General features: G+C 57.2%; 23 protein-coding genes and 2 pseudogenes. 12 read left to right on the top strand and 13 right to left on the bottom strand.

Translation table 11 applies throughout. The features are described 5' to 3' along the window. Positions 1–68 precede the first annotated feature (68 nt). Positions 69–998 (top strand): DMT family transporter, encoded by a 930-nt coding sequence (locus AC1D19_RS00315; protein ID WP_477761932.1) that lies wholly within the window; start codon positions 69–71, stop codon positions 996–998. A 102-nt stretch (positions 999–1,100) separates the two neighbouring features. Here the strand turns inward: AC1D19_RS00315 and fdhA are convergent, their stop codons facing one another. Next, positions 1,101–2,300, bottom strand: a complete 1,200-nt coding sequence (gene fdhA / locus AC1D19_RS00310) for a formaldehyde dehydrogenase, glutathione-independent (RefSeq protein ID WP_477755859.1) — start codon at positions 2,298–2,300, stop codon at positions 1,101–1,103. A 466-nt stretch (positions 2,301–2,766) separates the two neighbouring features. Between fdhA and AC1D19_RS00305 the strand changes: the two genes are divergently transcribed. Then, complete coding sequence (locus AC1D19_RS00305; protein WP_477761931.1) at positions 2,767–3,546, top strand: SDR family NAD(P)-dependent oxidoreductase; 780 nt, start codon at positions 2,767–2,769, stop codon at positions 3,544–3,546. Positions 3,547–3,623: 77 nt separating this feature from the next. Here the strand turns inward: AC1D19_RS00305 and AC1D19_RS00300 are convergent, their stop codons facing one another. From AC1D19_RS00300 to AC1D19_RS00290, 3 genes are read right to left on the bottom strand one after another with little or no spacing between them, the layout of a single operon-like run. Further along, complete coding sequence (locus AC1D19_RS00300) at positions 3,624–4,379, bottom strand: SDR family NAD(P)-dependent oxidoreductase (protein WP_477761930.1); 756 nt, start codon at positions 4,377–4,379, stop codon at positions 3,624–3,626. A gap of 12 nt (positions 4,380–4,391) precedes the next feature. Continuing rightward, entirely contained in the window at positions 4,392–4,520 is a 129-nt protein-coding gene (locus tag AC1D19_RS00295; protein ID WP_477761929.1) for an SDR family oxidoreductase, read from the bottom strand. Positions 4,521–4,528: 8 nt separating this feature from the next. Continuing rightward, entirely contained in the window at positions 4,529–5,158 is a 630-nt protein-coding gene (locus tag AC1D19_RS00290; RefSeq protein ID WP_477761928.1) for an SDR family NAD(P)-dependent oxidoreductase, read from the bottom strand. Between the two features lie 357 nt (positions 5,159–5,515). On the opposite strand from AC1D19_RS00290, the gene AC1D19_RS00285 reads away from it, so the two are divergent. Both AC1D19_RS00285 and AC1D19_RS00280 read left to right on the top strand, forming a co-directional pair. After that, complete coding sequence (locus AC1D19_RS00285) at positions 5,516–6,223, top strand: TetR/AcrR family transcriptional regulator (protein ID WP_477762332.1); 708 nt, start codon at positions 5,516–5,518, stop codon at positions 6,221–6,223. After that, complete coding sequence (locus tag AC1D19_RS00280; protein WP_477761927.1) at positions 6,213–6,998, top strand: pyrroline-5-carboxylate reductase family protein; 786 nt, start codon at positions 6,213–6,215, stop codon at positions 6,996–6,998. The genes AC1D19_RS00285 and AC1D19_RS00280 overlap by 11 nt, the downstream gene beginning before the upstream one ends. A 40-nt stretch (positions 6,999–7,038) precedes the next feature. Here AC1D19_RS00280 and AC1D19_RS00275 read toward each other — a convergent pair whose 3' ends face one another. From AC1D19_RS00275 to AC1D19_RS00265, 3 genes are read right to left on the bottom strand one after another with little or no spacing between them, the layout of a single operon-like run. Then, a complete protein-coding gene (locus AC1D19_RS00275; protein WP_477755221.1) occupies positions 7,039–7,422 on the bottom strand; it encodes a VOC family protein in 384 nt (127 codons plus the stop codon). 60 nt (positions 7,423–7,482) lie between these two features. Next, positions 7,483–8,607 (bottom strand): S-(hydroxymethyl)glutathione dehydrogenase/class III alcohol dehydrogenase, encoded by a 1,125-nt coding sequence (locus tag AC1D19_RS00270; protein ID WP_477761926.1) that lies wholly within the window; start codon positions 8,605–8,607, stop codon positions 7,483–7,485. Positions 8,608–8,666: 59 nt separating this feature from the next. Beyond that, positions 8,667–10,703, bottom strand: coding sequence for an oxidoreductase (locus AC1D19_RS00265; protein WP_477761925.1), 2,037 nt, complete (start codon positions 10,701–10,703; stop codon positions 8,667–8,669). A gap of 288 nt (positions 10,704–10,991) precedes the next feature. Between AC1D19_RS00265 and AC1D19_RS00260 the strand changes: the two genes are divergently transcribed. Next, positions 10,992–11,891 (top strand): glycine betaine ABC transporter substrate-binding protein, encoded by a 900-nt coding sequence (locus AC1D19_RS00260; protein ID WP_477761924.1) that lies wholly within the window; start codon positions 10,992–10,994, stop codon positions 11,889–11,891. Between the two features lie 237 nt (positions 11,892–12,128). After that, positions 12,129–13,118: an isopenicillin N synthase family dioxygenase gene (locus AC1D19_RS00255; protein WP_477761923.1), complete on the top strand. Its 990-nt coding sequence runs from the start codon at positions 12,129–12,131 to the stop codon at positions 13,116–13,118. A gap of 108 nt (positions 13,119–13,226) precedes the next feature. Here the strand turns inward: AC1D19_RS00255 and AC1D19_RS00250 are convergent. After that, a pseudogene (locus AC1D19_RS00250) lies at positions 13,227–13,364 on the bottom strand (MFS transporter); the annotation flags it as partial. Positions 13,365–13,382: 18 nt separating this feature from the next. On the opposite strand from AC1D19_RS00250, the pseudogene AC1D19_RS00245 reads away from it, so the two are divergent. The 5 genes and pseudogenes from AC1D19_RS00245 to AC1D19_RS00225 all read left to right on the top strand — a co-directional run. Next, positions 13,383–13,694 (top strand): annotated as a pseudogene (locus tag AC1D19_RS00245) (helix-turn-helix domain-containing protein); the annotation flags it as partial. Between the two features lie 732 nt (positions 13,695–14,426). Further along, a complete protein-coding gene (gene fae / locus AC1D19_RS00240) occupies positions 14,427–14,939 on the top strand; it encodes a formaldehyde-activating enzyme (RefSeq protein WP_477761922.1) in 513 nt (170 codons plus the stop codon). 10 nt (positions 14,940–14,949) lie between these two features. After that, a complete protein-coding gene (locus AC1D19_RS00235; RefSeq protein ID WP_477761921.1) occupies positions 14,950–15,984 on the top strand; it encodes an aldo/keto reductase in 1,035 nt (344 codons plus the stop codon). Next, on the top strand, positions 15,981–17,414 hold the full coding sequence (locus tag AC1D19_RS00230; RefSeq protein ID WP_477761920.1) for an NAD-dependent succinate-semialdehyde dehydrogenase: 1,434 nt from the start codon (positions 15,981–15,983) through the stop codon (positions 17,412–17,414). The genes AC1D19_RS00235 and AC1D19_RS00230 overlap by 4 nt, the downstream gene beginning before the upstream one ends. A gap of 100 nt (positions 17,415–17,514) precedes the next feature. Then, complete coding sequence (locus AC1D19_RS00225) at positions 17,515–18,879, top strand: MFS transporter (RefSeq protein ID WP_477761919.1); 1,365 nt, start codon at positions 17,515–17,517, stop codon at positions 18,877–18,879. A 123-nt stretch (positions 18,880–19,002) separates the two neighbouring features. On the opposite strand, the gene AC1D19_RS00220 is transcribed toward AC1D19_RS00225, so the two are convergent. From AC1D19_RS00220 to AC1D19_RS00205, 4 genes are all read right to left on the bottom strand, one after another. After that, a complete protein-coding gene (locus AC1D19_RS00220) occupies positions 19,003–19,878 on the bottom strand; it encodes a LysR substrate-binding domain-containing protein (RefSeq protein WP_477761918.1) in 876 nt (291 codons plus the stop codon). Between the two features lie 638 nt (positions 19,879–20,516). Then, entirely contained in the window at positions 20,517–21,374 is an 858-nt protein-coding gene (locus AC1D19_RS00215) for a glycine betaine ABC transporter substrate-binding protein (RefSeq protein ID WP_477761917.1), read from the bottom strand. 270 nt (positions 21,375–21,644) lie between these two features. Beyond that, the gene (locus tag AC1D19_RS00210; RefSeq protein WP_477761916.1) at positions 21,645–22,874 is read right to left on the bottom strand and encodes a M24 family metallopeptidase; all 1,230 of its coding nucleotides are present in this window, start codon (positions 22,872–22,874) and stop codon (positions 21,645–21,647) included. A gap of 55 nt (positions 22,875–22,929) precedes the next feature. Then, the gene (locus AC1D19_RS00205; protein ID WP_477761915.1) at positions 22,930–23,811 is read right to left on the bottom strand and encodes a HalD/BesD family halogenase; all 882 of its coding nucleotides are present in this window, start codon (positions 23,809–23,811) and stop codon (positions 22,930–22,932) included. A gap of 116 nt (positions 23,812–23,927) precedes the next feature. On the opposite strand from AC1D19_RS00205, the gene AC1D19_RS00200 reads away from it, so the two are divergent. Then, a complete protein-coding gene (locus AC1D19_RS00200; protein ID WP_477761914.1) occupies positions 23,928–24,842 on the top strand; it encodes a LysR family transcriptional regulator in 915 nt (304 codons plus the stop codon). On the opposite strand, the gene AC1D19_RS00195 is transcribed toward AC1D19_RS00200, so the two are convergent. Further along, complete coding sequence (locus AC1D19_RS00195; protein WP_477761913.1) at positions 24,780–26,015, bottom strand: MFS transporter; 1,236 nt, start codon at positions 26,013–26,015, stop codon at positions 24,780–24,782. The two genes, AC1D19_RS00200 and AC1D19_RS00195, sit on opposite strands and share 63 nt — an antisense overlap. Positions 26,016–26,196 lie beyond the last annotated feature (181 nt).

The following is a 26,196-nucleotide window of genomic DNA, read 5'->3' as shown; positions in this document are numbered from 1 at the left end:
TTTAACCGCGACTGCGGGCTGCTGTAACGCTCCAAACCGGAGTTGCTGAAATTTTAAGGAGGAGGGGCATGACCGAGGTGCGATTGAAGAGCGATCAAACAAAAAACACGGCGTACTTAACGACGCCCACCGTTGCCGCTAGTCCTGGGGTCGCAAGGCCTCAACTCGGGATTTTCCTATGCCTGCTTTCAATGCTTATCTTTGCGAGCCAGGACGGAATAACCAAGGTGCTTGTCAAAGACTTCCCGGTTGCCCAACTGGTCATGGTGCGTTACTGGGTGTTTGTCGTTTTTGCCTTCGGATATGCCGCCTACCAAGGTAGGGTCAAGGAGTCTTTATGCAGTAAACACCCTTGGCTCCAAATCATTCGAGCCCTGTTAGCCGTTGGTGAAATAGTACTGTTTGCAGTCGGGTTACGATATTTAGGTTTGGCTGAAATGCACGCTCTCTATGCGGTATTCCCTCTGATGACTTTGGCATTGGCGGGGGGCCTGCTAGGAGAGTTTGTCGGGCTACGACGTTGGATCGCTGCTGCCATAGGGTTCACCGGCACACTGATCATCCTGCGACCAGGCGCGGGCGTCTTTGAACTCGCGGCCGTGATTCCCTTGCTGTCTGCTTTAGGGTTCGCATTCTTCAATGTGCTGACGCGCCGGATTAGCCAGCACGATTCCTTTGCGACGAACATGCTTTTTATGGCAAGTGTGGGTGCCCTGACGATCACATTTGTGGGGCTGCCCGCCTGGGTTTCTCCGACTCCGGTCCAGGGCTTCTTGATGGGGATCCTGTCATTGACGGGAGTAGTCGCTCAGATTCTCCTCATTCAAGCACTGAAGTACGCGACCGCTTCTACCCTGCAGCCTTTCAACTATGCGCTTCTGGTGTTCGCCACTTTGGTTGGTGTAATCGTTTTTGCCGAGCGCCCTGATACCTGGGTGGTTGTCGGCGCAGCGTTGGTGATTATCGGGGGGCTGTATGCGATTAAAGCAAAGGTGTGAACGTACCTGAATGTATGAAGTAATCAATGTCTGGTTGGTTTCCTGGATGAGCAAGGCCATAAAAAAGGGCAGCTCAAAGCTGCCCTTTTCCCAACCTGCTCCTTAGGCGGCGCTAAACAGCTTGTGCGGATCCATGACGAATTTTTTCGGCACCCCGGCATCGAACTCGTGGTAACCGCGCGGCGCGTCGTCCAGGCTGATTACCTGCACGCCGACGACCTCGGCAATGTTGATCCGGTCCCACATGATCGCCTGCATCAGCTGACGGTTGTACTTCATCGTCGGGGTCTGGCCGGTGTGGAAGCTGTGGGACTTGGCCCAGCCGAGGCCGAAACGGATGTTCAGGCTGCCATGCTTGGCGGCTTTGTTGACCGCGCCCGGGTCTTCGGTGACATACAGACCGGGGATACCGATATTGCCGGCGACCCGCACCACGCCCATCAGCGCGTTGAGCACATCGGCCGGGGCCTCGTGCTGCGCGCCGTCATGGCCGTGGCCACGGGCTTCGAAGCCGACCGCATCGACCGCACAATCGACTTCCGGCTCACCGAGCAGGTTAGCGATTTGCTCGTACAGCGGAGTGTCCTGGGTCAGGTCGGCGATCTCGAAGCCTTGGGCCTTGGCATGCGCCAGACGCAGCGGATTGACGTCGCCGACGATCACCACCGCCGCACCAAGCAGACGGGCAGAGGCGGCGGCAGCCAGTCCGACCGGACCGGCACCGGCGATATACACCGTGCTGCCAGGGCCGACACCGGCGGTGACCGCGCCGTGGTAGCCGGTCGGCAGGATATCGGAGAGGCAGGTCAGGTCGCGGATTTTCTCCATGGCCTTGTCGCGGTCGGGCAGCTTCAGCAAGTTGAAGTCGGCATACGGCACCAGCACGTATTCGGCCTGGCCACCAACCCAGTCGCCCATATCCACATAGCCATAGGCACCGCCGGGGCGCGCCGGGTTGACCGTCAGGCAGACGCCGGTGTGCTGTTCCTTGCAACTGCGACAACGGCCGCAGGCAACGTTGAACGGCACCGAGACCAGGTCACCGATCTGCACGTTTTCCACGTCACGGCCCCTCTCGATCACCTCGCCGGTGATCTCATGGCCAAGCACCAGCCCGACCTGGGCCGTGGTCCGGCCACGCACCATATGCTGGTCGGAGCCGCAGATATTGGTCGAAACCACGCGCAGGATTACGCCGTGGTCGATGCGCTTGCCGCGCGGGTCTTCCATTTTCGGATAGGGGATGGTCTGCACCTCGACCTTGCCTGCGCCGAGATACACGACACCACGATTACCAGACATGCTTTCACCTCGCTTTTGTTGTTGTGAGAACACGGCCCTTGTACTGCGAAGGGGCGCGCGGCCTTACAGTGCGGCGGTAAATGTCTTGCGTTTGCGCGTGAATGCAGATCGGTTGGAAGTTACCTTCCAACCACGCGTGATTAGCAGTCATCGTATCGATCCTACGCCTGGTATCAGCACTCTGCGAGGGCATTCAGCACCCAATCACCGCCTGTTTCCAGCCATGCTCCGAACAATCGCCTATCGTCGGTTCCGATGCTTGCTGGAGGTGTGCATCCCTCCGTGCCTAATGCGTCTATGATTCAGCCTGGATCTTCTATGAGGATGCAGTACTTACCAACAGGATCAGCGCCCGTATCCCCGGATATCCACCTGCAGCGCCAGGTGTGAGTTGTATGTTGAGTATCTCTTTCCCCTCAGTTTCCATGGATTCAGGGGCTAACCCCGGACGATAGGAGCAAGCGCGATGATTGCGGACTGGACTGGTCAGGTAGCGCTTGTCAGCGGAGCCGGTAGTGAGCGAGGCATTGGCATTGCGATTGCGAAGCGACTGGGCAGCCTGGGCGTTAAGTTGATAATCACAGGCAGCAGCGCTCGCATTCATGATCGGGTTGAGGAGTTACGTGCCGCAGGATTTGAAGCGCAAGGGCGTGCGGCGGACTTGAGTGAAGAGAATCAAGTCCTTGAACTTACCACTTGGGCAGAATCGGTATGGGGACGAATCGATATTCTTGTGAACAATGCCGGCATGGCCGCCCAGGGTCATCCGGAGCCTTTTGCCGATCTGGCGGAGATGAGTGTCGATAGCTGGAATCTTTCGATTGCTCGAAATCTGACAACCGCCTTTCTGTTGACCCGTGGAATTTTGCCGGGGATGCGCAACAGACACTACGGCCGAATCGTCAATGTCAGCTCCACGACTGGCACTCGGGCAGGTCATCCAGGAGAGGCGGCTTATGCTGCGGCCAAAGCTGGGATGGTAGGTATGAACATGAGCCTGGCCCTTGAGGTCGCGCGCTATGGAATCACTGTGAACTCGGTCGCGCCGGGCTGGATCGCCACAGGGTCAAGCACTCCAGAGGAAGAGAATGCAGCGAAGTATGTCCCGGTTGGCAGGGCAGGTCGCCCGGAGGAAGTGGCTGCTGCCGTTACGTTCCTGGCGTCACCTGAGTCCAGTTACATTACCGGCGAGTTGCTGGTGATCGACGGTGGCAACTGCTTGATAGAGAACAAAGCGCCCAAGTAATCAATGCGTGCCCGCCGCGAAATTTTGCAGCGGAGGAGAGTAAGTGACTCCCTCCGTCGCAAGTCAGGCTGATTCAATCAAAACGGCAGTGGCAGTTTCGCTGTGCGCCCCCCATCTACCACCAGCACCTGCCCGGTAATGAAGGCCGATGACTCCGAGGCGAGGAAAACGACCGTCCCGCCTACATCCGCCGGCAACCCGGTACGTCCGACCGGGTGAAGGCGCAGGAGTGCCTGGCCCGCCGCACGCGGATCAGCTTGAGCGGCGAGGTACGCATCACTCAACTCGGAATTGATCCACCCTGGCGCAATGGCATTGCAGCGGATGCCGTCCCGGCCGAGATCGACTGCCAAGGCTCGGGTCAGCCCATGGATACCGGCCTTGGAGGCACAGTACGCGGCATGTTCAGGGTTGGAGCCTATCCCTTCGATCGACCCGATGTTGATGATGCTGCCACCGCCTCGCTGACGCATCTGGGGCACCAACGCCTTGCACAAGAACGCTGGCGCCCGCAGATTGACAGCCATCATGCGATCCCAGTCCTGTTCGGTCATATCCTCAATGGATTTCTCGAACATGAACCCCGCATTATTCACCAGGACATCGACTCCGCCGAGCTGCTCCCGGGCTATTTGCGCGATCAAACCGGGGGACTCCATCGAAGCGAGATCAGCCTCGACGAAATAGACTTGAGGGTGATTTTGCAAGTCGGCATCCAGTGCCTGGCGCTGAGCGATCAACACAGAAGCTCCCGCCTCAAGCAATTGTTCGGTGATGCCTCGGCCAATCCCTCTGCCGCCCCCGGTCACCACTACATTTTTACCTTTAAGCATCGCTACCTCTCCTTAGCCGGATACCGGCTTGGCGCCTGTGACTTCGACCGTTTCACCGGCGATGTACCTGGCCTCGTCGGACGCCAGAAATGCGATGACATCCGCAATGTCTTCAGGCTCGGCGATACGGCCTAATGGCACGCTCTTGTTCACTCTTGCACGGCCTTGTCCGGATCCAGGCCGCGACGCTCAAAGCCGCTGCGTATCATCGGGGTATTGATTTCGTGCGGGCACACGGCGTTGACACGAATGCCCAAAGGGGCGCAATCGCGGCCCAGATTCTTGGTTAAAGCCGCGACGGCCCCTTTGCTTGTGCAATACGCCACGTGGGCGGGGCCGGGATAAATGCCCCAGACAGATGATGTATTGACGATCGCGGCGCCGGGGCGATTTTTCATGTGCGGTATCGCGGCACGGCAGATGAAGAACACCGCATTCAGGTTTACGCCCATGGCGTCGAACCACATGTCGTCAGTGGTTTCCTCAATCGTGCCGCGGGGAATGATGCCCGCATTGTTCAGTACGATATCGATCCCCGAAAAAGTGTCGATGGCAGATTGGACAATCGCTTCGCAATATTCTTTTCGGCGCAGGTCGCCAGCCACGTAGTGCACTTCGGCGCCTAAGTCACGGACTTTGGCGGAAATTGATTTGCAACCGGTTTCGTCAAGATCAGACAAAACAAGCTTTGCACCTTCTCGGGCGAACAATAACGCTAACGCCTGTCCGACACCGCCGGCAGCGCCGGTAATGACCACCACTTTATTATTGAATTTCATCGGGCAACCTACCTGGTAAGTTTTTGGCGCAGCCATTATTTAATTTCAATGGATCGCAGCGTCCAGCAACTTTTTTACTGGGCCAAAGATAACCAGGCGTTATCAGAAATTACCGACTCGAGAATAGAATCGCGCCCAAGACAGCCCAACAGAAGTTTGTTTTCTTTGTGCACCGTGCTTCATGTCTCTGGATGGGAATCTCCAATGATCCCAATGTGGCTAGCGCGCATTCCTGTGAAACGTGTGGAAAAACAGGCATGCCTCAGACTGCGAAGTCAATAAAATGTACTCAGGTGTACATTCAGGGAGGCATCGGGGTACATTCGCGTTACGCATTTTTTGAAGAAGGTAAGCGCGATGTCCCAGTTAGGGAAGGCACGTGGTAAGGCCCAGGATGCAGGTTGGCGCGGCTCCCCGGAGGGTTGGCTTGAAGCTGCCTACGAAGCCCTGAAGGAGTCGGGCATCGATGCCGTTCGGGTCATGCCGCTGGCCAAGCGCCTGGGCTTGTCGCGAACCAGCTTCTACTGGTTTTTTGAGGATCGTGAACAGTTGCTCGCCGCCTTGCTTTCACGCTGGCGGGAGACCAATACGGGGGGCTTGATCCGCCAAAGCGAAAGCTATGCGGAAAGCATCTCCGAAGCGATCCTGAATGTGTTCGAGTGCTGGCTCAACCTGCAACTGTTCGACTCGCAATTCGAGTTCGCAGTGCGCAGCTGGGCGCTTCAGTCAGCTGAAGTTGCTCAAGAGGTCGCTACCGTAGACGAGCAGCGCATGAATGCCCTGGCGAGCATGTTCAAGCGCTTCGGCTATGACAACCAGGGTGCTGATGCGCGAGCCAGAACGATTTATTTGACCCAGATCGGCTACATCACCATGAACACGACTGAGTTGATCACTGTACGTTTCCAACGCATTCCTCATTACGTGAGCATCTTCACCGGGAAAGTACCCAAACAGCGCGAGCTGGATCGTTTTTACGGGAAATTCGGCTACGCCGAAAAAGAGCCCGGGGTTTTCGTGCCCTTGACCGATACCTTCGAGGAGACGTCTGCAGATGCTCAATGAGACGCTGGGCATTATTGGAGGAACGGGGTGGTTGGGCGCAGCGATCGCCAAGGCAGTGCTGGCAAAGGCATTGGTGCCGACGGGCAATCTGGTCATCTCGAACCGTTCGGGTAGCCATCCGTTGGCGCAACAAGGCGCTTGTCTGGTCACTGATAACCAGGACCTGGTGGATCGCTGCGACGTAGTCATCATCGCGGTTCGCCCCGAGCATTTCGCCAGCCTGAACATCAACGCGACGGGCAAAACAGTCATTTCTCTGATGGCCGGGATTACAGCGCAGGCGATTGCTGCGCAGACCTCGGCTTCGGCGGTCGTGCGGGCGATGCCCAACGCGGCGGTAGAGATCGGGCAGTCTTTTACACCTTGGTATTGCTTCGCAGAGGTAGAGGCCGCGACGAAGGATCTCGTGCAGCATCTTTTCGAATGTGTGGGCACCGCTGCTGAGGTTCAGCAAGAGGATTTCATCGATTACCTCTCGGCACTCTCGGGTACCGGCCCGGCCTTTCCTGCGTTATTGATGACGGCGCTGGCCAATCAGGCGATGGTTGCCGGCATACCCACTGATATTGCGCAGCTCGCCGCTAAAAATGTCGTTGTAAACAGCAGCCAGCTGTTGGCCAGCCACGATGCTCAACAGATGATCGATGCCTTGGTTGCCTACCGCGGAGTGACGGCTGCGGCTTTGCAAACGATGACGCTGGGTCATTTCGAAGAGCAAATTGGCAGGGCGTTGCAAGCCGGTGCTGCCGTTGCCCGCAGAGGGCTTGAAGCCTGATAAACCGAAGCCCCTTCACAGGGGCTCCGGTAAGTGTCGTTTACTCTGCCTTGAAGCAGTAAACGGCCAGCTTGTTGCCGTCCAGATCCCGGGCGTAGGCAGCGTAGGCATTTTCAGCCCAGCCGCGTGAGCCTGGCAGGCCTTCGCAAACGCCACCGTTTGCCAATGCAGCTGTATGGAAGGCATGGATTGCAGCGCGGTTCGGTGCTTCGAAACTGACGGTGACACCGTTGCCGACGGTGGCCGGATTTCCGTTAGCCGGTTTGAGTACGAAGAACGAAGGCTTATCGATGCCCCAGATAGACCCGGTCTCGTCGAGATCGGCAACGCGGTTCAGGCCAATCTCCTTCAAAACAACATCATAGAATGCGCGTGCTTTTTGCAGATCTTTGGTGCCGACGGTTACATGAGTAAAAACAGACATCTTTGTTTCCTTTCTGTTGGTGGTGATTGGACTGTCGACGAATCGGAGGCCCGTCGGATATCAGAAATGAATGACGGTGCGAACGCTTTGCCCGGTGTGCATCAACTCAAATGCCTCGTTGATCGCTTCCAGGGGCATGTTGTGGGTGATGAAGGTTTCCAGTGGGATTTCCCCGCGGCCGGCCTTCTCCACATAACTGGGAAGCTCCGTGCGGCCTTTTACGCCGCCGAAAGCGCTGCCACGCCATACGCGACCAGTGACGAGCTGGAGGGGGCGCGTGCTGATTTCCTGGCCTGCGCCGGCAACACCGATGATGATCGACTCGCCCCAACCCTTGTGACAGCACTCCAGTGCCGCTCGCATCAACTGCACATTGCCGACGCACTCGAACGAGTAATCGACGCCGCCGTCGGTGAGTTCGACGATGACGTCCTGGATAGGCTTGCCATAGTCCTTGGGGTTGATGAAGTCCGTCGCGCCCAATGACAAGGCAACATCGCGCTTGGCTGGATTGATGTCGATGGCGATGATGCGACCGGCGTTGGCCATTTTTGCGCCGATGATCGCGGCGAGACCGATACCGCCCAGCCCAAAAATCGCGACGCTAGCGCCAGCCTCCACCTTGGCGGTGTTGAGTACGGCGCCAATGCCCGTAGTCACCCCGCAGCCGAGCAGGCAAACCTGATCCAGCGGAGCCTCCTTTGGAATCTTCGCCAGGGAAATTTCAGGCAGCACGGTGTATTCGGAAAAAGTCGAGCAACCCATGTAGTGGAACAGTGGCTTGCCTTCGTAGGAAAAACGAGAGGTGCCGTCGGGCATCAGGCCTTTGCCCTGGGTCGCCCTGACGGCCTGGCAGAGGTTGGTCTTCCCAGAGAGGCAGAATTTGCACTGCCGACATTCCGCGGTATAGAGCGGAATCACATGGTCGCCGACGTGCAGCGAAGTCACGCCTTCGCCGATGGCTTCGACCACACCACCGCCTTCGTGCCCCAGCACGGTAGGGAAAATACCTTCGGGATCGCTGCCCGAAAGGGTGAAGGCGTCGGTGTGGCAGACGCCAGTGGCGACGATGCGAACCCGTACTTCGCCAGCCTTGGGAGGCGCAACGTCAATGGTGACCAACTGCAGAGGTTCATTGGGAGCGAACGCGACCGCAGCCCTTGATTTCAAGGTCTGTGCTGACATGGAAGAGCCTCGTGTCGAATATGAAAAATTGCCCCTGATCCAGGATCAGGGGCATGACTTCAGATGTCCTTGACCAGCCGCAGCGCATCGTAGATGGCCGCGTGGGTATTGCGCGCCGACACCGCGTCGCCGATCCGGAATAGCTGGAAACGGCCGTCAGGGTTGGTCACGATGTTCTGGGTTTTCCCGGCGATCAGGTTGTGCTGTTCGACCGCGCCGTTGTTGCTCGAATGCGGGCGCAGCTCGAAGTACAGATCGTCCAGGGGCAGGGTGCCGTGGTTGATCACCACCTGATCGACTACGCGCTGTTTGTGCACCTGACCGTAATCGCTGCCGAAATGGGCAACCAGTTGGCCGTCGCGCTTCTCTACGGAATCGACCCGATACGTGACGGTAAAGGTGACGTTCAGGTCCTGCAGGCTGCGCATGTAAGGCACCAGGTTCATCGCCATCACCTCCGGCGAAAACGACCGGTCAGGCGTGACGATCTCCAGTTTTGCACCGCTGTTGGCGATGACCTCCGCTGCTTGTAGCGCCGCATGGTCGCCCGCGTCGTCAAAGATCAGCACGTTCTGGCCGGGCTTGACGTCGCCGGAAATGATGTCCCAGGTCGACACCACCAAATCGTTGCCCTGTTTGAGCACCTCGGTATGGGGCAAGCCACCCGTGGCAACGATCACCACATCCGGCTCTTCAGCCAGCACCGTCTCGGCCTCGGCCCAGGTGTTGAAGTGGAACTTCACACCGAGGCGTTCGCATTGCACCATGCGCCAGTCGATGATGCCGATCATCTCGCGGCGACGCTCGCTCAGAGCAGTCAATCGAATCTGCCCGCCGGGCTGGTCGGCGACTTCGAACACCGTGACGTCGTGGCCACGTTCACCGGCGACCCGCGCTGCCTCCAGACCCGCGGGGCCGGTCCCGATCACCACCACGTTGCGCTTGGTCGGCGCCTTGGGAATTTCGTGGGGCATGGTGGTTTCACGCCCGGTGGCGGCGTTGTGGATGCAATACGCGGCACCGCCCTGATAAATACGGTCCAGGCAATAGTTGGCCCCTACGCAGGGGCGAATTTCTTCTTCGCGCTTTTCGATGATCTTGCGCACGATGTGCGGATCGGTCATGTGCGCGCGGGTCATGCCGATCATGTCTACCTTGCCGGAGGCAATGGCGTGTCGGGCGGTTGCGACGTCGGGAATCTTGGCTGCGTGGAACGTCGGGAAACCCGTCGCCGCACGGATCTCGCCGGCGAAATCCAGGTGCGGAGAGTTGCGCATGCCCTGGATCGGAATCACATCGGTCAGGCCGGCATCGGTATCAATGTGCCCGCGAACGACGTTGAGGAAGTCGACCAGGCCGCTGTCCTTGAGCATGTGAGAAATCTGCATGCCGTCCTTCGCACCGAAGCCACCGGGCAGGTCTTCATCGCCGGTGTAGCGGACCCCGAGCAGGAAGTCTTCGCCGCAGCGTTGGCGGATACCGCGCAGGACGTCAAAGGTGAAGCGCAGTCGGTTTTCCAGCGAGCCGCCGTACGGGCCGTCGAGGTCGTTGGTCAATGGCGACCAGAACTGATCCATGAGGTGACCGTAAGCCTGCAACTCCAGACCATCGAGGCCCGCCGCCTTCATGCGTTCGGCGGCATCCACGTAGTCCTTGATGATTCGATCGATGTCCCAGTCTTCCATCTTTTTCGGAAAGGCCCGGTGGGACGCTTCACGGCGATGAGAAGGCGATACGACCGGCAGCCAGTCAGCCTTGTCCCAGCGCGTGCGCCTTCCCAGGTGGGTCAACTGAATCATCACCGCCGCGCCGTGTTCGTGGCATTCGTCGGTCAGATCCTTCATCCATTTGACCACCTCATCCTTATACGCCAGCACGTTGTTGAACACCGGCGGGCTGTCGCGGGAAACAGCGGCGGAGCCTGCGGTCATGGTCAGCGCCACGCCGGCCTTCGCGCGTTCAACGTGATAAGCGCGGTACAGATCCTTCGGCATGCCGTCGACAGGATACGCGGGCTCATGGGAGGTGGTCATGATCCGGTTTTTGAGAGTCAGGTGCTTGATCTTATAGGGCTGCAGCAGGGGATCGCTGGACATGGTGTTGCGCTCCGGGAATAGAACATCGGGCTTGGTTTGACATAACGGTATGTCGAATGTTCATGTGTGTCAATGATTGAGACACAGGTGTACATTTTTCTTGCGCGGTGGAAAAACCAGGATTAACATCCATTCGAAACAGGGGTGATCGGGCCGGTCATCCCAGGCACCGATCCATGAATGCGAGGGGACTATGAAAGTGCTCGTTGCGGTCTCGAAAAAGCATTGAGAGTGAGCTGATCATTCCATTACATAACGATGTGAGAAATACAGGACGCGGAGATGCACATGATTACGTTATCCAGTAAAACTTGTATCGGCTGGCTTGCAGGCTTGGTTATGGCATCCGGCAGCCTGATTGCCCAAGCCGAGGAGCCCGCGCCTATCCGTATCGGCTGGGTGAATTGGTCGGATACGGAAATCGCTGTAAAGCTGGCAGACACGGCACTGCGAGACCATCTGAAGCAACCGGTTAAATTGGTGTTGGCCGATATCGGTATTCAGTTCCAGGCGCTGGCTAACGGTAATATCGACCTGATTCCGATGGTTTGGCTGCCGAGCACTCACAAGTCCTTTTATGACAAATACCGCGACAATCTCGAAGACTTGGGTGTGCTGTATGAAGGTCGGATTGGCATGGCGGTGCCTACTTCCATTCCTGCCAGTGAAGTCGCCAGTGTCGAAGACCTTAACAAACCAGAGGTAAGGGAAAAGCTCGGCGGCAAGATCCTGACTTCCGAAGTGGGTAATGGTCAGTACAAACTTACGGAAAAGGCCATCAAAGAATATCGTCTCGATGGCTATAAGATGGTCGCTTCTTCAGAATCCGGAATGTTGAGCGAGTTGGACCGTAATCTGAAGCGTGACAAGTGGTCTTTGATCAACGCATGGAGCCCGCATTGGATGTTCTCCAAGTGGTCACTGCGTTATCTGGATGATCCGAAGCAAATTTTCGGTGGCGCTGAGCAAATCCACGCGGTTGCACGCAAAGGCTTTAGCGCGGAGCACCCCGATGTTGCTCGATTCTTCGCCAACTTCAAAATTCCTAAAGCTGACCTTGAAAAATTGATGGCTACTGCGCGTGATAGCTCGGCAGACCAGGTAGTTGCAGAATACTACGAAGCCAACAAGCCCCGCTTTGCAGCCATGTTTTACGGCACAACCGCTGCAACTACGGCGGGCCAGTAACGACTGCGCTTTCCTGTAACTATTTTGCAGTTTGGTGTCCTTGACGGTGAGTGAAGGGGGCCGGTTGCATCGAATGGGTGAAATATGTCGGTGACAACGCTAGGTATAAAACTGGATGGGGAAACGCGTGCCCTGTTGTCTTTTGAATCTGAATAGTGTTGCGCAGTGAGGTTGAAGAGGGCTTCGCCGTCTTTCTGAATCCGCTGCCTTAATGTAATTTTTAAAAGGAGAGCCTACGTGACAGCGTTATCTGATATTCGTTTAGCTAGCAAGCAAACAGCTTTTACTGAAATTCCAATCATAGATGTGTCGCCACTTGTCAACGGTAATAATCTACTGCAGGTGGCAAGCAAAATAGGTGATGCCTGCGAAAAAGTTGGTTTTTTCTATATTAAAAATCATGGCGTTGAGCAGCAGTTGATAGATGATATGTACGCGCTTTCCAAGGAGTTTTTTAAACTTCCATATGAGGAGAAAAACGAACTTAATGTCGTAAACTCCGGGCTGACGCTACGCGGCTATATACCGATGTATGCGGAAAACGTAGACCCTGCTAACACCCGCGACTTTAAAGAGTGCTTTGATTACGGAGCTCATTACGATGAGGTTTCTCCATTTTTTGGCCCTAATCAAATGCCTTCCGCACTGCCACAATTCGAGACGGTTGCCGACGCTTATCATTGCGCTGTATTGGCGCTCGCGAGAACGCTCATCGGCGGGATCGCGCTGAGTTTAGGTTTGCCGCAAGATTACTTTGAAAATCTTCAGCGTAAGCCCATCACTATTCAGCGAATTTTACGTTACCCGCCCCAGATTGGTAGGGTTTCCCAAGAGGAGATTGGTATTGGGGCTCACACGGACTACGGTTTCTTGACCGTCCTGTCCCAAGATGCAGTTGGCGGGTTGCAAGTCAGGAATCGTGCAGGGGAGTGGGTTACTGCGCCACCGGTTGAAGGCACGTTTATCGTCAATATTGGTGATTTAGTTCAAACCCTAACCAATGATCGCTACACATCGACAATGCATCGCGTCATAAATACTAGCGGCCTGGAACGTTATTCCATACCGTTCTTTATTGATTTGGATTTCGATGCGGTTGTTGAGCCTGTGTCAACCTGCGTGAGTGAGACTTTGCCTGCGAAGTATGAAGCGTACACGTGTGGCAAACACAAATTTAAGCGATTTGTTGATAGCTATGCGCACCTGAAAGAAATCGAGAAGGCATGATCGTTCTTCTGGCTACGCAGATGCTAATTGGAAGTCAAAGTCGCCAGCCTGCGAACGAATGCCCCACCGGAACCACAAGAAACGCCTTGGCGTGTCTTGTGGTTTTTTTCAAGCGATGTCTACCGATGTAACAGGCTCCCGCGAGATTGCGCGTGCAGCCAGGAAGGCAAGAACAGCCGCCACTCCCAGCAACGCGGCGCTCAACTCGAAGGTCGCTCGATAGCCGCTCGAGTCAAACGCGATGCCGGTGCGCCGACGCGGGTCAAAGCCATCGATTGGCTGGAGTTGAATTACACCTCGGCCCTTCGCGTTGACGACCTTGCCGCCCGGGTGCAGATGAGCACGCCGACCTTCCACCACCATCTCCGCCAGCTCACCGCGATGAGCCCGTTGCAGTACCAGAAATGGCTACGGCTAAACGAGGCGAGGCGTTTAATGCTCAACGAGCATCAGGATGTATCCAGCGCGGCTTTCAGGGTCGGCTACGAAAGTCCGTCGCAGTTCAGCCGTGAATACAGTCGTCTGTTTGGAATACCGCCCAAACGAGATATTGCGGTGTTGCGAGGGGCAGGGTAGCGACATACAGCGGTCATTCAGAAATTGGCCGTTGGCAACCCTTTCAAAGACTTTCAGGGTCGCCAAAGAACATTTTGACTAGGCTCTAGCGAAGCGATTGAAGGCCGACTGAATTGAAATATGCCCCCAATTTTGCCCCCAGGCGCACACGATAAATGCGAAATCGTGATCCGGGATTTCTTACTAGCCTGCTTAGCCTTTTCTGCAGCCCACGCTCCTTTTCGTCCTCTCCTGACGCTACTGAGGAGTCTGAGACCAATCTTTTGCGTATAAAAAACTGCTGGCAGCTTAACCTCAGGTCGCTTAAGTCTTCTGGCGTGCCTGAGTGGTCAGGCTTGGGTTGCATCGGGATCGCTTAGCTGCCGGGAATCAGACTGCGCAGGTCGTAGCCATCATGAACAATCCATTCCAAGGCGGGGACGCGTTCTACCAAGCAGGACTGGTCGGCGAACAATTTGTCTTACAGTACCGCGCGGGATTTTATTGGGTATGAGGAGAACTCATATCCCCATTACTTTTAATGGTTACAGCCCCTCCGGCTCCCGATGTTAAAAAATCGCAAACACAGCTCATCAATAACAAAAAGAGCGTTTGCAATCATGACTAAGCCCCACTGCCGCGTCCTCGCCAGCCTCGTGTTGCGCTCTTCATACCCTGATGTTTGCCACGCGATCTTCAAGATCCGCGTGCGCTCCTGATCACCCAAAACAAATCCAAAAAGAGTAATGACTCATGAAAGAACTCGACCTGTACATCGGTGAAGGTTTCGAAGGACCAGGCGTGAACGCCGCGCACATCAACATCCTGATAGGTCCGCGTAAAGGTCCGGCGGGACAGGCGTTTGCCAACAGCCTGGCGTCGCCGAGCCAGGGGCATTGCCCGTTTATGGTGATCGCCCAACCGAACATTCCGGTCAAGCCGATGACGCTCTACGTCAACAAGGCCGCGATCAGCAGCGACCTGCACGGCAACGCCACCTGGGGCGCGTCCCAGGCCGGGATTGCCAAGGCTGTGTTGGAGGCCCTGCTGGACGGCACCTTGCCGCCGGAAGCAGAAGACGAGTGGGCCATCGTCACCGCCAACTGGGTCAACCCGGCCTGTGATGACCTGGATTCGGTGTACCTGAATAACTACAACGCCTGCCGAACTGCGATCCGCGCCGCCCTGACCGGCAAGCCGGAAACCGCGCAACTGGCGGATGTGGTCAATCACATCAGCAACCCTTTCTACACGCCAAAAGCCTGAGGTCCGCGCCATGCAATACATTCGTTTGGGCAACTCCGGCCTGCAAGTCTCCCGCCTGTGCCTGGGTACCATGAACATGGGCACCCCGGACTGGAAACCGTGGATTTTCGATGAAAAACAAAGCGAGCCAATCGTCGCTCACGCCCTCGATAAGGGGGTGAATTTCATCGACCTGGCGGACTTCTATTCCGCCGGCGCCGGCGAGGAAGTAGTGGGGCGCATTGTCAAGCGCCTGGCTCGTCGCGAAGACCTGGTGATCACCACCAAGGTCGGCTACGGCACCCGCAACGGCATCAACGCCAGCGGTCATTCGCGCAAGCACATCATGGACAGCATCGACGCTTCGCTGAAACGTCTAAACATGGATTACGTCGATGTGTTCATGCTGCATTACTTCGACGTGAATACCCCGGTCGAAGAAACCATGAGCGCCATGAATGACATCGTGCGTTCCGGCAAGGCCCGTTACATCGGCGTGTCGACCATGCTCACCGGGCAACTGGCGAAGATCCTCATGGCCTGCGAGCGCAATGGTTGGGTCAAGCCGATCAACATGCAGCTGCAACTGAACTGCGCCTACCGCGAAGAAGAGCGCGAGATGATTCCGTTCTGCCGCGACCAAGGCCTCGGCGTCTCGGTGTTCAGCCCGCTGGCTCGCGGCTTGCTGACCGGCGACGTGCAATCGACCCGCAACCAGACCGACTTTTTCACCCAGCAGATGTACAGCGATGAAGCCTCATTCGAGATCGCTCATTCGGTGCAACGCGTGGCCCGCGCCCGTGGCGTGTCGAATGCGCAGATCGCTCAAGCCTGGGTCGCCAATCATCCGGGCGTCGATTGCATGCTGGTCGGCGCCGACACCACCGCGCAGTTCGACAGTGCCTTGGCAGCCTTGGAAACCAGGCTCGACGCCGAAGAACTGCATGAGTTGGAACGCAACTACACCCCGTGCGACGTGATCAACGATTACACCGCCGGCAAACGCATCCTGCGCTCGGCTCGCCTGGGTCTGGAACGCTTTACTCTGACTGAGGCTGTGGCATGAGCTCGCTGATTCGTAACGGCAATTTCATCGACGGCCAATGGTCGAGCGGCGGTGCGACCTATCCGGTGTTGAACCCGGCCAATGGCGAAGTGATCGCCGACGTGCAAAAGGCCGGCGCCGAAGAAACCAACCTCGCCATCGCCGCGGCGAACCGTGCTTTGCCAGCCTGGCGAAAATTGACTGCAAAAGAGCGCAGTCAGCGCCTCAAGCGCTGGGGCGAACTAATGCTGAGCAACCAGAAAGATCTGGCCACTTTGCTCAGTCGCGAACAGGGCAAACCGCTCGCCGAAGCCATGGGCGAAGTGGTCTACGCCGCAAGCTTTCTGGAATGGTTCGCCGAAGAAGCCAAGCGCGCTTACGGCGACGTGATCCCGAGCCACAAGGCAGATGCGCGGATCATCGTGGTCAAGGAAGCTATCGGCGTGGTTGCTGCGATCACCCCTTGGAACTTCCCGCTGGCGATGGTCACCCGCAAGGTCGGTCCGGCGCTGGCGGCTGGTTGCACAATGATTCTCAAACCGTCGGAGGAGACGCCGTTGTCAGCCTTCGCCTTGGCGGTGCTGGCCGAGCAGGCGGGCATTCCGGCCGGCGTGTTCAACGTTATCTCAGGTGACGCCGTAGCGATTGGCGGGGCGCTGCAAGCTAGCGGCATCGTGCGCAAACTTTCGTTCACAGGCTCTACCCGTACCGGCAAGTTACTGATGCGCCAAGCGGCGGATACGCTGAAGAAAGTCTCGCTGGAGCTGGGCGGCAACGCACCGTTCATTGTGTTTGACGATGCTGATCTGGACGCCGCCGTCAAAGGCGCGATGGCCTCGAAATTCCGCAACACCGGGCAGACCTGCGTCTGCGTAAACCGGTTCTTTATCCAGGACGGCGTCTACGAAGCTTTCACCGGAAAACTCGCCGAAGCGGTCGCCGCGATGCGCGTCGGCAGTGCGCTGGACGGTGAAACCGAGCAAGGTCCACTGATCAACGCGGCGGCGTTGGCCAAGGTTGAATTGCACGTGAGTGACGCCTTGGAGAAGGGTGCCACGTTGTTGTGCGGCGGTCGTCGTCATGCGCTGGGCGGCACCTTCTACGAGCCGACCATCCTCTGCGACGCCAACAGCGACATGCTGATCGCTCAGGATGAAACCTTCGGCCCGGTAGCCGCATGCTTCCGCTTCAAGGACGAAGCCGAAGTATTGCAACGGGCGAATGACACACCCTACGGATTGTCGGCGTACTTCTACAGCCGCGACATTGGCCGCGTCTGGCGCATGGCCGAGGGCCTGGAGGCCGGCATGGTCGGAATCAACGAAGGAATCATCTCCACGGAAGTCGCGCCGTTCGGCGGCATCAAGGAATCGGGGCTGGGTCGCGAAGGCTCCAGGTACGGTCTGGAAGACTACCTGGAAATCAAATACCTGCTGATGGGCGGCCTCTGACCCCCAACCGTAATCCCCGTGGGAGCGAGCGAACTCACTCCCACAGGTTCAAGCGCTGTCGATTTCATTTCTCCGTCAATAACAACAATTGGAGACGAACATGTCCGCTCAACCTATAAAGATCGATGACCTGCCCATCGGGCGCTTCCACCTAAAAATCGCAGGCCTCACGTTCGGCGCGCACTTCACCGACGGCTACATCCTCGGCCTGATCGGTATTGCTTTCACGTTACTCAGCCCGCAGATGCACCTCGATGTCTTCTGGCAAGGCCTGATCGGCGCTTCGGCACTGATTGGCCTGTTTCTTGGCAGCCTGTTCTTCGGCTGGATTTCCGACAAGGTCGGTCGGCAGAAAATCTTCCTGGTCAGTTTTGTCCTGATCACCATTGCTTCGGTCATGCAGTTCTACGCCGAAACTGCGATGCAGCTATTCCTCTGTAGGGTGATAATCGGCATCGGCCTGGGCGGCGACTTCAGCGTCGGCCACGCGATGCTCGCCGAGTTCTCACCGAAAAAACATCGCGGCGTATTGCTCGGTTCGTTTAGTGTCATCTGGACCTTCGGCTACGTCGCCGCGACCTTCGTCGGCACGGCGATGCTCGGTCTGGGGGATGACGCCTGGCGCTGGATGCTGGCCTCGTCTGCGATCCCGGCAGCGTTGATCCTGATCGCGCGGATCGGCACCCCTGAATCACCGCGCTGGTTGGTCAATCAGGGGCGGATCGCCGAAGCACGGGCGATTGTCAAAAAGCACCTGGGCGATAACGTCGAACTCGATGAAACCCGCTCCACCGAAACCCGTTCCGGCTACGCGGTGCTGTTCAGTCGTGAATACCGTAAACGCACTGCTTTCAACTGCCTGTTCTTCGTCTGCATCGTCATGCCGTACTTCGCTATCTACACCTTCCTGCCGTCGATCCTGCAGAAGATGGGCCTGGCGGAGGGCTTTGGCACCGAATTGATGCTCAACATGCTGCTGATCCTCGGCGCATTGATCGGCATCTGGTGCACGGTGAAGTTCTCGCGCCGAGGCTTCCTGATCAATTCGTTCATCATCCTCGCGGTAGCCTTGTTCCTACTGGCGGCATTGCCGGGCAGTGCGGCGTTCCTGATGGTGCTGGTGTTCGGCGTGTTCACGCTGGTGTTGTCGGCTGTGAGCAATCTGGTGGGCGTGTTCCCGGCCGAGAGCTTTCCGACCGAAGTGCGGGCCAGTGGGATTGGCCTTGCTACGGCTGTGAGTCGTTTGGGCTCTGCGGTCAGCACGTTCCTGTTGCCGGTGAGCGTGGCCGGTATCGGCTTGAGTCCGACCATGGGCATATTGGCGGCGATTCTGGCGTTGGGGGCGATCATTTCCTGGGCTTGGGCGCCGGAGACCAAATCCCTGACGCTGAGCCAGGCGTGCAAGGCGCAGAGTCCGGTGGAGAGCGGGGCGCCGGTGGCCGTCGAAGTCGCAGCACCGATCTGAATAACGGGCACATTTCCAATGTGGGAGCGAGTTTGCTCGCGAAGGCGTCAGGTCAGTCAATGGATAGGTGGCTGACACTCCGCTTTCGCGAGCAAGCCCGCTCCCATAGGGGATATCAGTGTTTCAAGGGTTACTGACCAACCCTAACCACTGAGTAAACAACTGCACCTTCGACAATCCCTGCTTATCATTCGCCACATCCAGCCAATAGCCATAAGGCCCGAGCACTTCCACCGTAGTGATCGGCAACAGGCTGCCATTCGCCAGTTCCTTTTCAATCATCTGTCGGTCAATCACCGCTAATCCCCCACCGGCCAGAGCAGTGTGAATCACTTGGTCCAGTGTGCTGAATTCCAGCCCGTGCCCGGCTTCGACATCTTCGCGGCCCATCGCCGCCAACCAGTTCTCCCACACCTTCAAGCGTTTGCCGTCATGCAGGATGTGCAGCAGTGGAAACTGGCGCAGATCCGGCGGCTGGCCATCGACGAACAACTCCGGGCTGGCCACTGCCATATGCCGTTCCATCACCAGCAACTGACTGCTGCAATGGTTGGCCGCTCCGAGGCCGAAGCGGATGTGGCAGTCTATTTCCGCGAGGTTGTCGTTACCGTTCTGTTGGGTCACGCTGAGGCTGATGTCCGGGTAGCGTTGGCAGAATGTGCGCAAGTGCGCCGACAACCAGCGCGTGGCCCAGGTCGGTGGAGCGACTATGCGCAGGCGTTGGCGCAGGTTGGGCACGCGCACCGCTTGCAGGGCGCGTTCAACGTGGTCGAAGGCGTCGCTCAGTTGTGGGGAGAGGGCGAGGCCGGTTTCGGTCAGCGACAGGCCTTGGGGCGTGCGGATGAATAGCGTCACACCGAGATAGTCTTCAAGCTGCTTGATCTGACGGCTGACCGCGCCTTGGGTAACGTTCAACCCCAAAGCCGCCTGGCTGAAACTGCGATGCCGCGCGACTTCTTCAAAGACGCGCAGCATGGTGAGCGAGGGCAGTTGACGCATGAAAAGGGTAACTCCATACCGGCCTTCGACGCGTTGGTGCGCGGGCAGGTTTATTGTTTTTGGTAAATATTCTATAGGGCGTATCTGACTCCTGTCTGAGGGGCTGATGCAAGTGGTGTTTGGGCTAAAAGTCTCGCGGGCAAGCCTCTTGCAGAGATCGCGCTTTCCCGTAGGACCGGCCGGACGGCGCTCCGCTTTAGCCGGTCATACAAGATCAAGCTTGCAGGCAGACATAGAATCTCCTACGGGGGGCCGGAGGGACACCAAACGATGCACCGGCAAGTGGCTGCGTGACCAAGTGAGTGGCTGGGCAAGCGTTTAATGTTTCGAACCACAGCGCAGAGCGTATGAGTGGGCAAACTTGAAACCTGCCGGTGGCGATAGTTCGCTGCCGCCCCATTGCGGTCCTTGGCGGAGGGCAGCTTTCTACCATCGATTTTTAAGGGGCGGCATGCTGTCTAATGCCCCCCATGCTGGTAGCAGAGTGTGGAAGGCTTGGCCGATAGGAAGCAACCCACAGCACTGGGGAAAACCTCATAGTAGGTGTCAGACTCCGCGGCTATCGAATGACGAAGTCGCTCAGATCCAGTGCTCATTCAGTTTCAAACGCGACTACGGGTTAATCGGTGGTGCTGATCCTAATTTATCCAGCTATTCACTAAAGCCCTATTGGCATCAATCCAGGCCTGTGCGCCTTTTTCAGGTGTGCTGCTGCCGTTCTCATTAATTGTCGCCATCAGCTCGCCGAGAGATTTCTCATCCATTTTCCACTTCTGCAACCAGCGCTCAGCTTCAGGATGGTCATCTTTGAATGACAAAGCGGCTATGCCATGGATAGCGTCAGTGGTGCCATAGGTTTTCTTAGGATCGTCAAGATAGCGAAGATCCTTTTTCGCCCAAACCCAGTGTGGTTTCCATAACGTGACCACAATTGGTTCTTTGCGCTTCACGGCACGATCCAATGATTGAAGCATCGCCGCTTCAGACGATTGGATTAGGGTATATTCTAACTTGTAATCATCCATGGCTTTATCTGTTAGGCCCATAATCCCGGAACCTGCATCAATGCCAAAAATAGAGGCCTTGCCGCGCCATGTAAACTCATCTTTGCGAGTATTCAATTCGTCGATGCTTTTGATGTCAACATAGTCAGGGACTGCCAATCCAAGATTTGCTTCACTTAGCCAGGGGCCGATCAGTTGGACTTTGTCTTTGATGCTCTGATAAGGAGCGCTGTCGGCTGATGGGAGCCATACCTCAAAAGTTACGTCAATTTTCCCGAGGGCCACAGAGTTGTAGAGAATGATCTTGGAGGCATTTTCAAGTTTTACGTTGTACCCTTTCTCCGCCATAAGAATTTTCCACATATTGGCCACAGCGATATTTTCCGCCCAGCTGTTAACGCCTATACTTATTGTTTTGGAGTCAGCTGCATATGATGCGGGATGAAAGCATATGCAAAGCCCAAGTAATATTCCTGTTAGTGCTTTTTTCATTTGGATTGCGCCTTTTCGAATAATGAAGCCACTAGTTATTCAAGCGATAGGGGTAAGCTTTCTGTGAGAGACCATGGTGTTAGAAAATTGCCGCCACGTTGGTTCATCTCATTTTTTGATGCGGACAGTTACCCAGTCAGCGTTTGCATCCATCGAAATCCTGGGTAAGCGGCCTGGAAGTTAACGCTCGTAAAGGCTGCTACAGCCTTGTGCATGGCTGTAGCAGGGTTATAAGCGGGCGTCGATTGAATCATTCCACGGCCGTGGTGCTCAGCGTGGCAGCAATCTTGGGTCGAATGGGTAGTCAGATAGCAATTCGATGCCGTGTTCGTGGATGTAAATCTGCTCTTCAAGCTTGACCCCTTCGCCGCCCGCATCGTGGCCAATGTAGCTTTCCACGCAGATGGTCATGCCGGCTTCGAACACCCCGTCGTAACCCAGCGCATCGATGTCTTCGCGGTGCACCACGTACGGGTATTCACCGGTCATGCCAACCCCATGGGCCAGGGCGAAATAGCGGTTGGCCTTGTAGTTGTCCGGGATGCGCCAGGCCAGCTCGGCGTATTCTTTGAAGCTTCGGCCGGCCTTGAGCATTTCCATGTTGGTCTGCACTTGCTCGTAGGCCAGTTTGTACAGCTCTTGTTGCTTGGCGGTGGCGGCTTGTTCGCCACAGAGGAACGTTCGCGAGAAGTCGGCGTAGTAGCCGAAACGCCCGACCACGTCGGTGTCCAGCGCCACCAGGTCACCGGCCTCTATGGGCCGGGTGCTGCATTCCTGGAACCATGGGTTGGTGCGTGGTCCGGAGGAAAGCAGGCGGGTTTCGACGTAGTCGCCGTCGGTGGCGATTACGTGCTGGTGCAGGTGCGACCACAGTTCGTTTTCGCTGATGCCCGGCACCAGCTTGCTTTCCATCAAGCGCACGCCGTCCTCGGTGGCACGCAGGCTGGCACGGATCATCTTCAGCTCGTTCGGCACCTTGATGCAGCGCGCGCGCTCCAATGGTTCCTGGGCGTCGAAAATCTGGTAGCCGAGTTTTTGCAGTTCAAACGCAGCGGCCGAGGTCGCGCTTTCGATGGCGATGCGTTTGTTGCCGCCACCGTGCTTGCGTACCAGTTCACCGATTTCAGCAGCCCATTCGGCGGTGACGTTATTGAGAAAGCTGTCGCAGAAGTAATAGGAGATGGCTTTGGCCGGGCGCACTTCATCGACGGTGTTGAGCTGTTCCGCCAAGTGCAGGCAGCCGCCGAATTCGAAGACCACCACCGGACCTTCTGCCGGGATGAAGGCGTAACGCGCCGGGTTGCGCGCCGAGTACACCTGCATATTGCGCGAACCGGTGGCGTAGCGCATATGCGTCGGGTCGAACAGCACGCACGCGGCGTAGTCGCGTTTTTTCAGTTCGTTGCGCACCCGTTGCAAACGGTCGAGCTGGATCTGCTGGATCTCGTCGTACGTCGGTTCGCAGTCGGCGGGTTCGCGGTTAGGGCCGGACAGACTCATGGGTGTTCCTCGCAGGGCAAATACGGTTGGTTTTTTTAAGTTTTTTTGGGATGGATCAATCGAGCAACTGGTCGCTGCGCACCAGGTTGCGTTCGGCTTGCAGGTGGGCTTCGGACAGGCGTCCGTAAAGCTGTTTGGTACGCTGGGCACGGCCAATGATTCCGGGCTTTTCGGAGTAGGCGAAGATCGCGGTGTTGCGCTCGGTCGCCCCCTCGACGCGGGTTACCCGGTGCACCGAAAAGCGGCCCTTGAAAATCTGCAAGTCGCCGGGGTTGAGTTCCAGTTCCTGCACGCGACTGCGGTCGTCGCCGCGCACCACGTTGCCGACGGCACCGAGGTTTTCCTGAGTGCGGGTGCGGATCATCGGCGCGTACTCGAACAGACCGCCAGCCTCGGGCTTCTGGGTCATCATGCTGACGATGAATTCGTTGGTATCGAAGTGCCAAGGCTGCTCGGTGCCTTGGGGCATTACGTTGATCACCAGGCCGGCGAACGGGTCGGCGTATTCGAAAATCTCCGGCTCGTTGAGGCAGGCACCGATAAAGCGCTTCATCATCGGCGAGACGTACAGGCGATGAATGATCGCGTCCGGGGCAATCATGTCCCGGGTGACGAAACCACTGGTGCGCTCCATAAATGTGCGGCGCGGGTCATCCTGGGGCAGGGCGGGGTCGTCTTCAGTGAAGTAGGCGTTGACCTTGCGCACCGAATAAAAAGTCTTGCCCGACAGTGCCTGACCTTCGGCGCGGGCCTGTTCCAGCGCCTCGGGCCGCAAGAAATTCCTCAGCAGGCAGCAACCGTCCTCGGCGAGTTCGGCACGGGCGTGTTCGATCAGCGCCTGCAACCGGACATGGCCCGAATCATGTATGGGGTACAACTCGGTATTAATAATGTCGCTGATATCGCCCACTTCGGCGTCGGCAAGTTGAAGGCTCATGCAAGTCTCCTGGAACTATCAATTAACAGTTTTTGGCGTTGAATCGATAGTTACTTAAAGAGGTACGAAGTGGAAATTACAAGTTGTGATCGAATCCATCGGCAGGGGCGATAGTTATGTCAGGCGAACTGGATGGGACCTTACTTAAAGTGTTTGTTGCGATTATCGAGTGCCACGGATTTTCTGCGGCGGCCGAGCGTCTGCACAAAACCCAATCGACCATTAGCCAGAGTTTGCAGCGCCTGGAAGAGATCGTCGGCACGCCGTTGGTCCAGCGCACCAGTCGCTCGGTGAGCCTGACACCCGGTGGCGAGACATTTCTGATCTATGCGCGGCAGATCCTCAAGCTGCACGCAGATGCGATCAACGCCGTGCAACCGCCCGACGAGCAGGTTTGCATTCACGTTGGCATGCCCGAGGACTATGCACAGTTTTGCCTGGCCGGGGTATTGCGCGACTTTCAGGCACAGTTCCCGCAGATTCGGCCGGATATTTGTTGCGAGATGTCGACGGCGCTGGTCAGCCGTTTGCAGCGAGGTGAACTGGATCTGGTGTTGGGTGTGCAACACGCCAATCTGCAACCGGGTGAATACCTGTGCGATGAGCCGCTGGTGTGGGTGGCAGCTGAAGGTTGGCGCGCGGGTTCGGATGCATCGATACCATTGGCGGTGTATGCCGAGGGGTGTGCGTTTCGCGCTAACGCGGTGCGCGCGCTGGCCGAGGCCGGGCTGCCTTGGCATGTGGTTTACACCAGCCAGAGCCCGCGCGGCATCGGGATTGCCATTGAGCAGGGGCAGTCGGTCGGTGTCACGGCGCGGCGTCTGGTCCCGGCAGGTTGGCAGGTTCTGGATGAGGCCCAGGGCTTTCCGCCGATTGAGCCGGCGCGGTTGATGTTTTGGCGTTCCACCCAATGCGAGGCTCTGGCGGTGGACGCCTTGGTGGACATTCTTTCGCGCCAGTTGGGCCGTTCAGAGTGGTTGACCGAGAGCAGGCTCGCGACGTTGACGACGGGCCATCAGCCCCAGCAATAGCAGGCTCGCCGTCACCCAGCAGGCGATCCAGCCGTGCACCAGTGCAAACTGTCCGGTGGCTTGCAGCAGCCAGCCGCACAGCCAATTGGCGGTGGCGCTGCCCAGGCCATAACCGACCATGCTCAGGCTCACCACTTGCAGGCTTTGCACCGGGCTCAATCTAGCGCTGAGGTAGGCGGCCATCAAGCCCCAGACCGGGAAGTAGAACAGCGCGAACAGTCCGGCGGCCAGCCAGGTCAGGCTAAGGCTTGGTCGCCAAAGCAGGCCGAGCATCGCCAGGCCAAACGCGCAGATGCTCAACGCCATCACCTTTAATGCGCCCCAACGATCGGCCAGCGAACCCAGCAGTAAACCGCCGACCACTCCGCCGATCCCGATCAGCGTCCAAAGCGAACCGGTGATCTGCGCGTTGGCACCCAGTCGTTCGCTGGCGAACGCGGAGAGGAAGTTCAGGAAAGGGCCGCTGATCCCGCCGATAAAGGCGCTGAGCAGCAGTACATGCAGCGCGACCGGATGCTCAAGGCACAGGTGCAGCCATTGCCTCAACACCCGGCGCAATGAAGGCGCGCTGCCTGGTTTGAGGCTGTGTCCTTTAGCGAGAGGGGCTAAGGCCCAGAAGGTCAGCAGGGTGGCGATCAACGTTAGCCCGGCGCAAATCAGCCAGAAGTGCGTCAACGAAATACCGTGCAGCAGGGCGATCAACACGCCGTTAAGGCAGATCGCAAACGCCGCCCCCGAAGACGCCAACCCCAACACTCGACTGCGGTGGGACGCCGGGATCACTTCGCTGGCCAATGCAGCAATGGCGTTCCAGTTCGACACCGCGCAGGCCGAAACCAGCGCCAGGCACAGCGCAAACGGCAGCACCCACGGCGTGGCAACTGCCAAGGCCAAGAGCGCCGGGCTCAGGGCCATCGTCAGCCGCACCATATTGCGTGGGCTGATCCACGCCGCCGCGATGCCGCTGACAATCGACGCACCCATGTAGAAAAGCTGCAACAACGCCGCGATGAACGCGGCCTGGCTGTAGTTCAGCTCGAACTGTTGACGGATCTCGGGTAATAACGCCGAGTAAAGGAAAATACTGAAGCCGTGGGTGGTGGCATTACAGGCGGTGAAGATAAGAGCCAATACGCCAATACTTCTTGCGGGTGAACTTGCAGTGTTTTGCATGTACTCGGCTCGGTCGGATTAATTGCAACAGGATGGGGCGAACTTGTAAGGTTTGCCCCATATAAGTGCGTGTGTGAAGTTGTTTGATTGAAATCAGACTAACTTCCATATGAAAAGAAAACAGCCAGTGCTTAATAGTCATGAGTGTGCTGCGAAATACGCATGCTATTTATGCGTAAGC

This window comes from Pseudomonas sp. P1_C12 (genome assembly GCF_056406435.1).
This window is presented reverse-complemented; position numbering and strand designations above follow the sequence as displayed.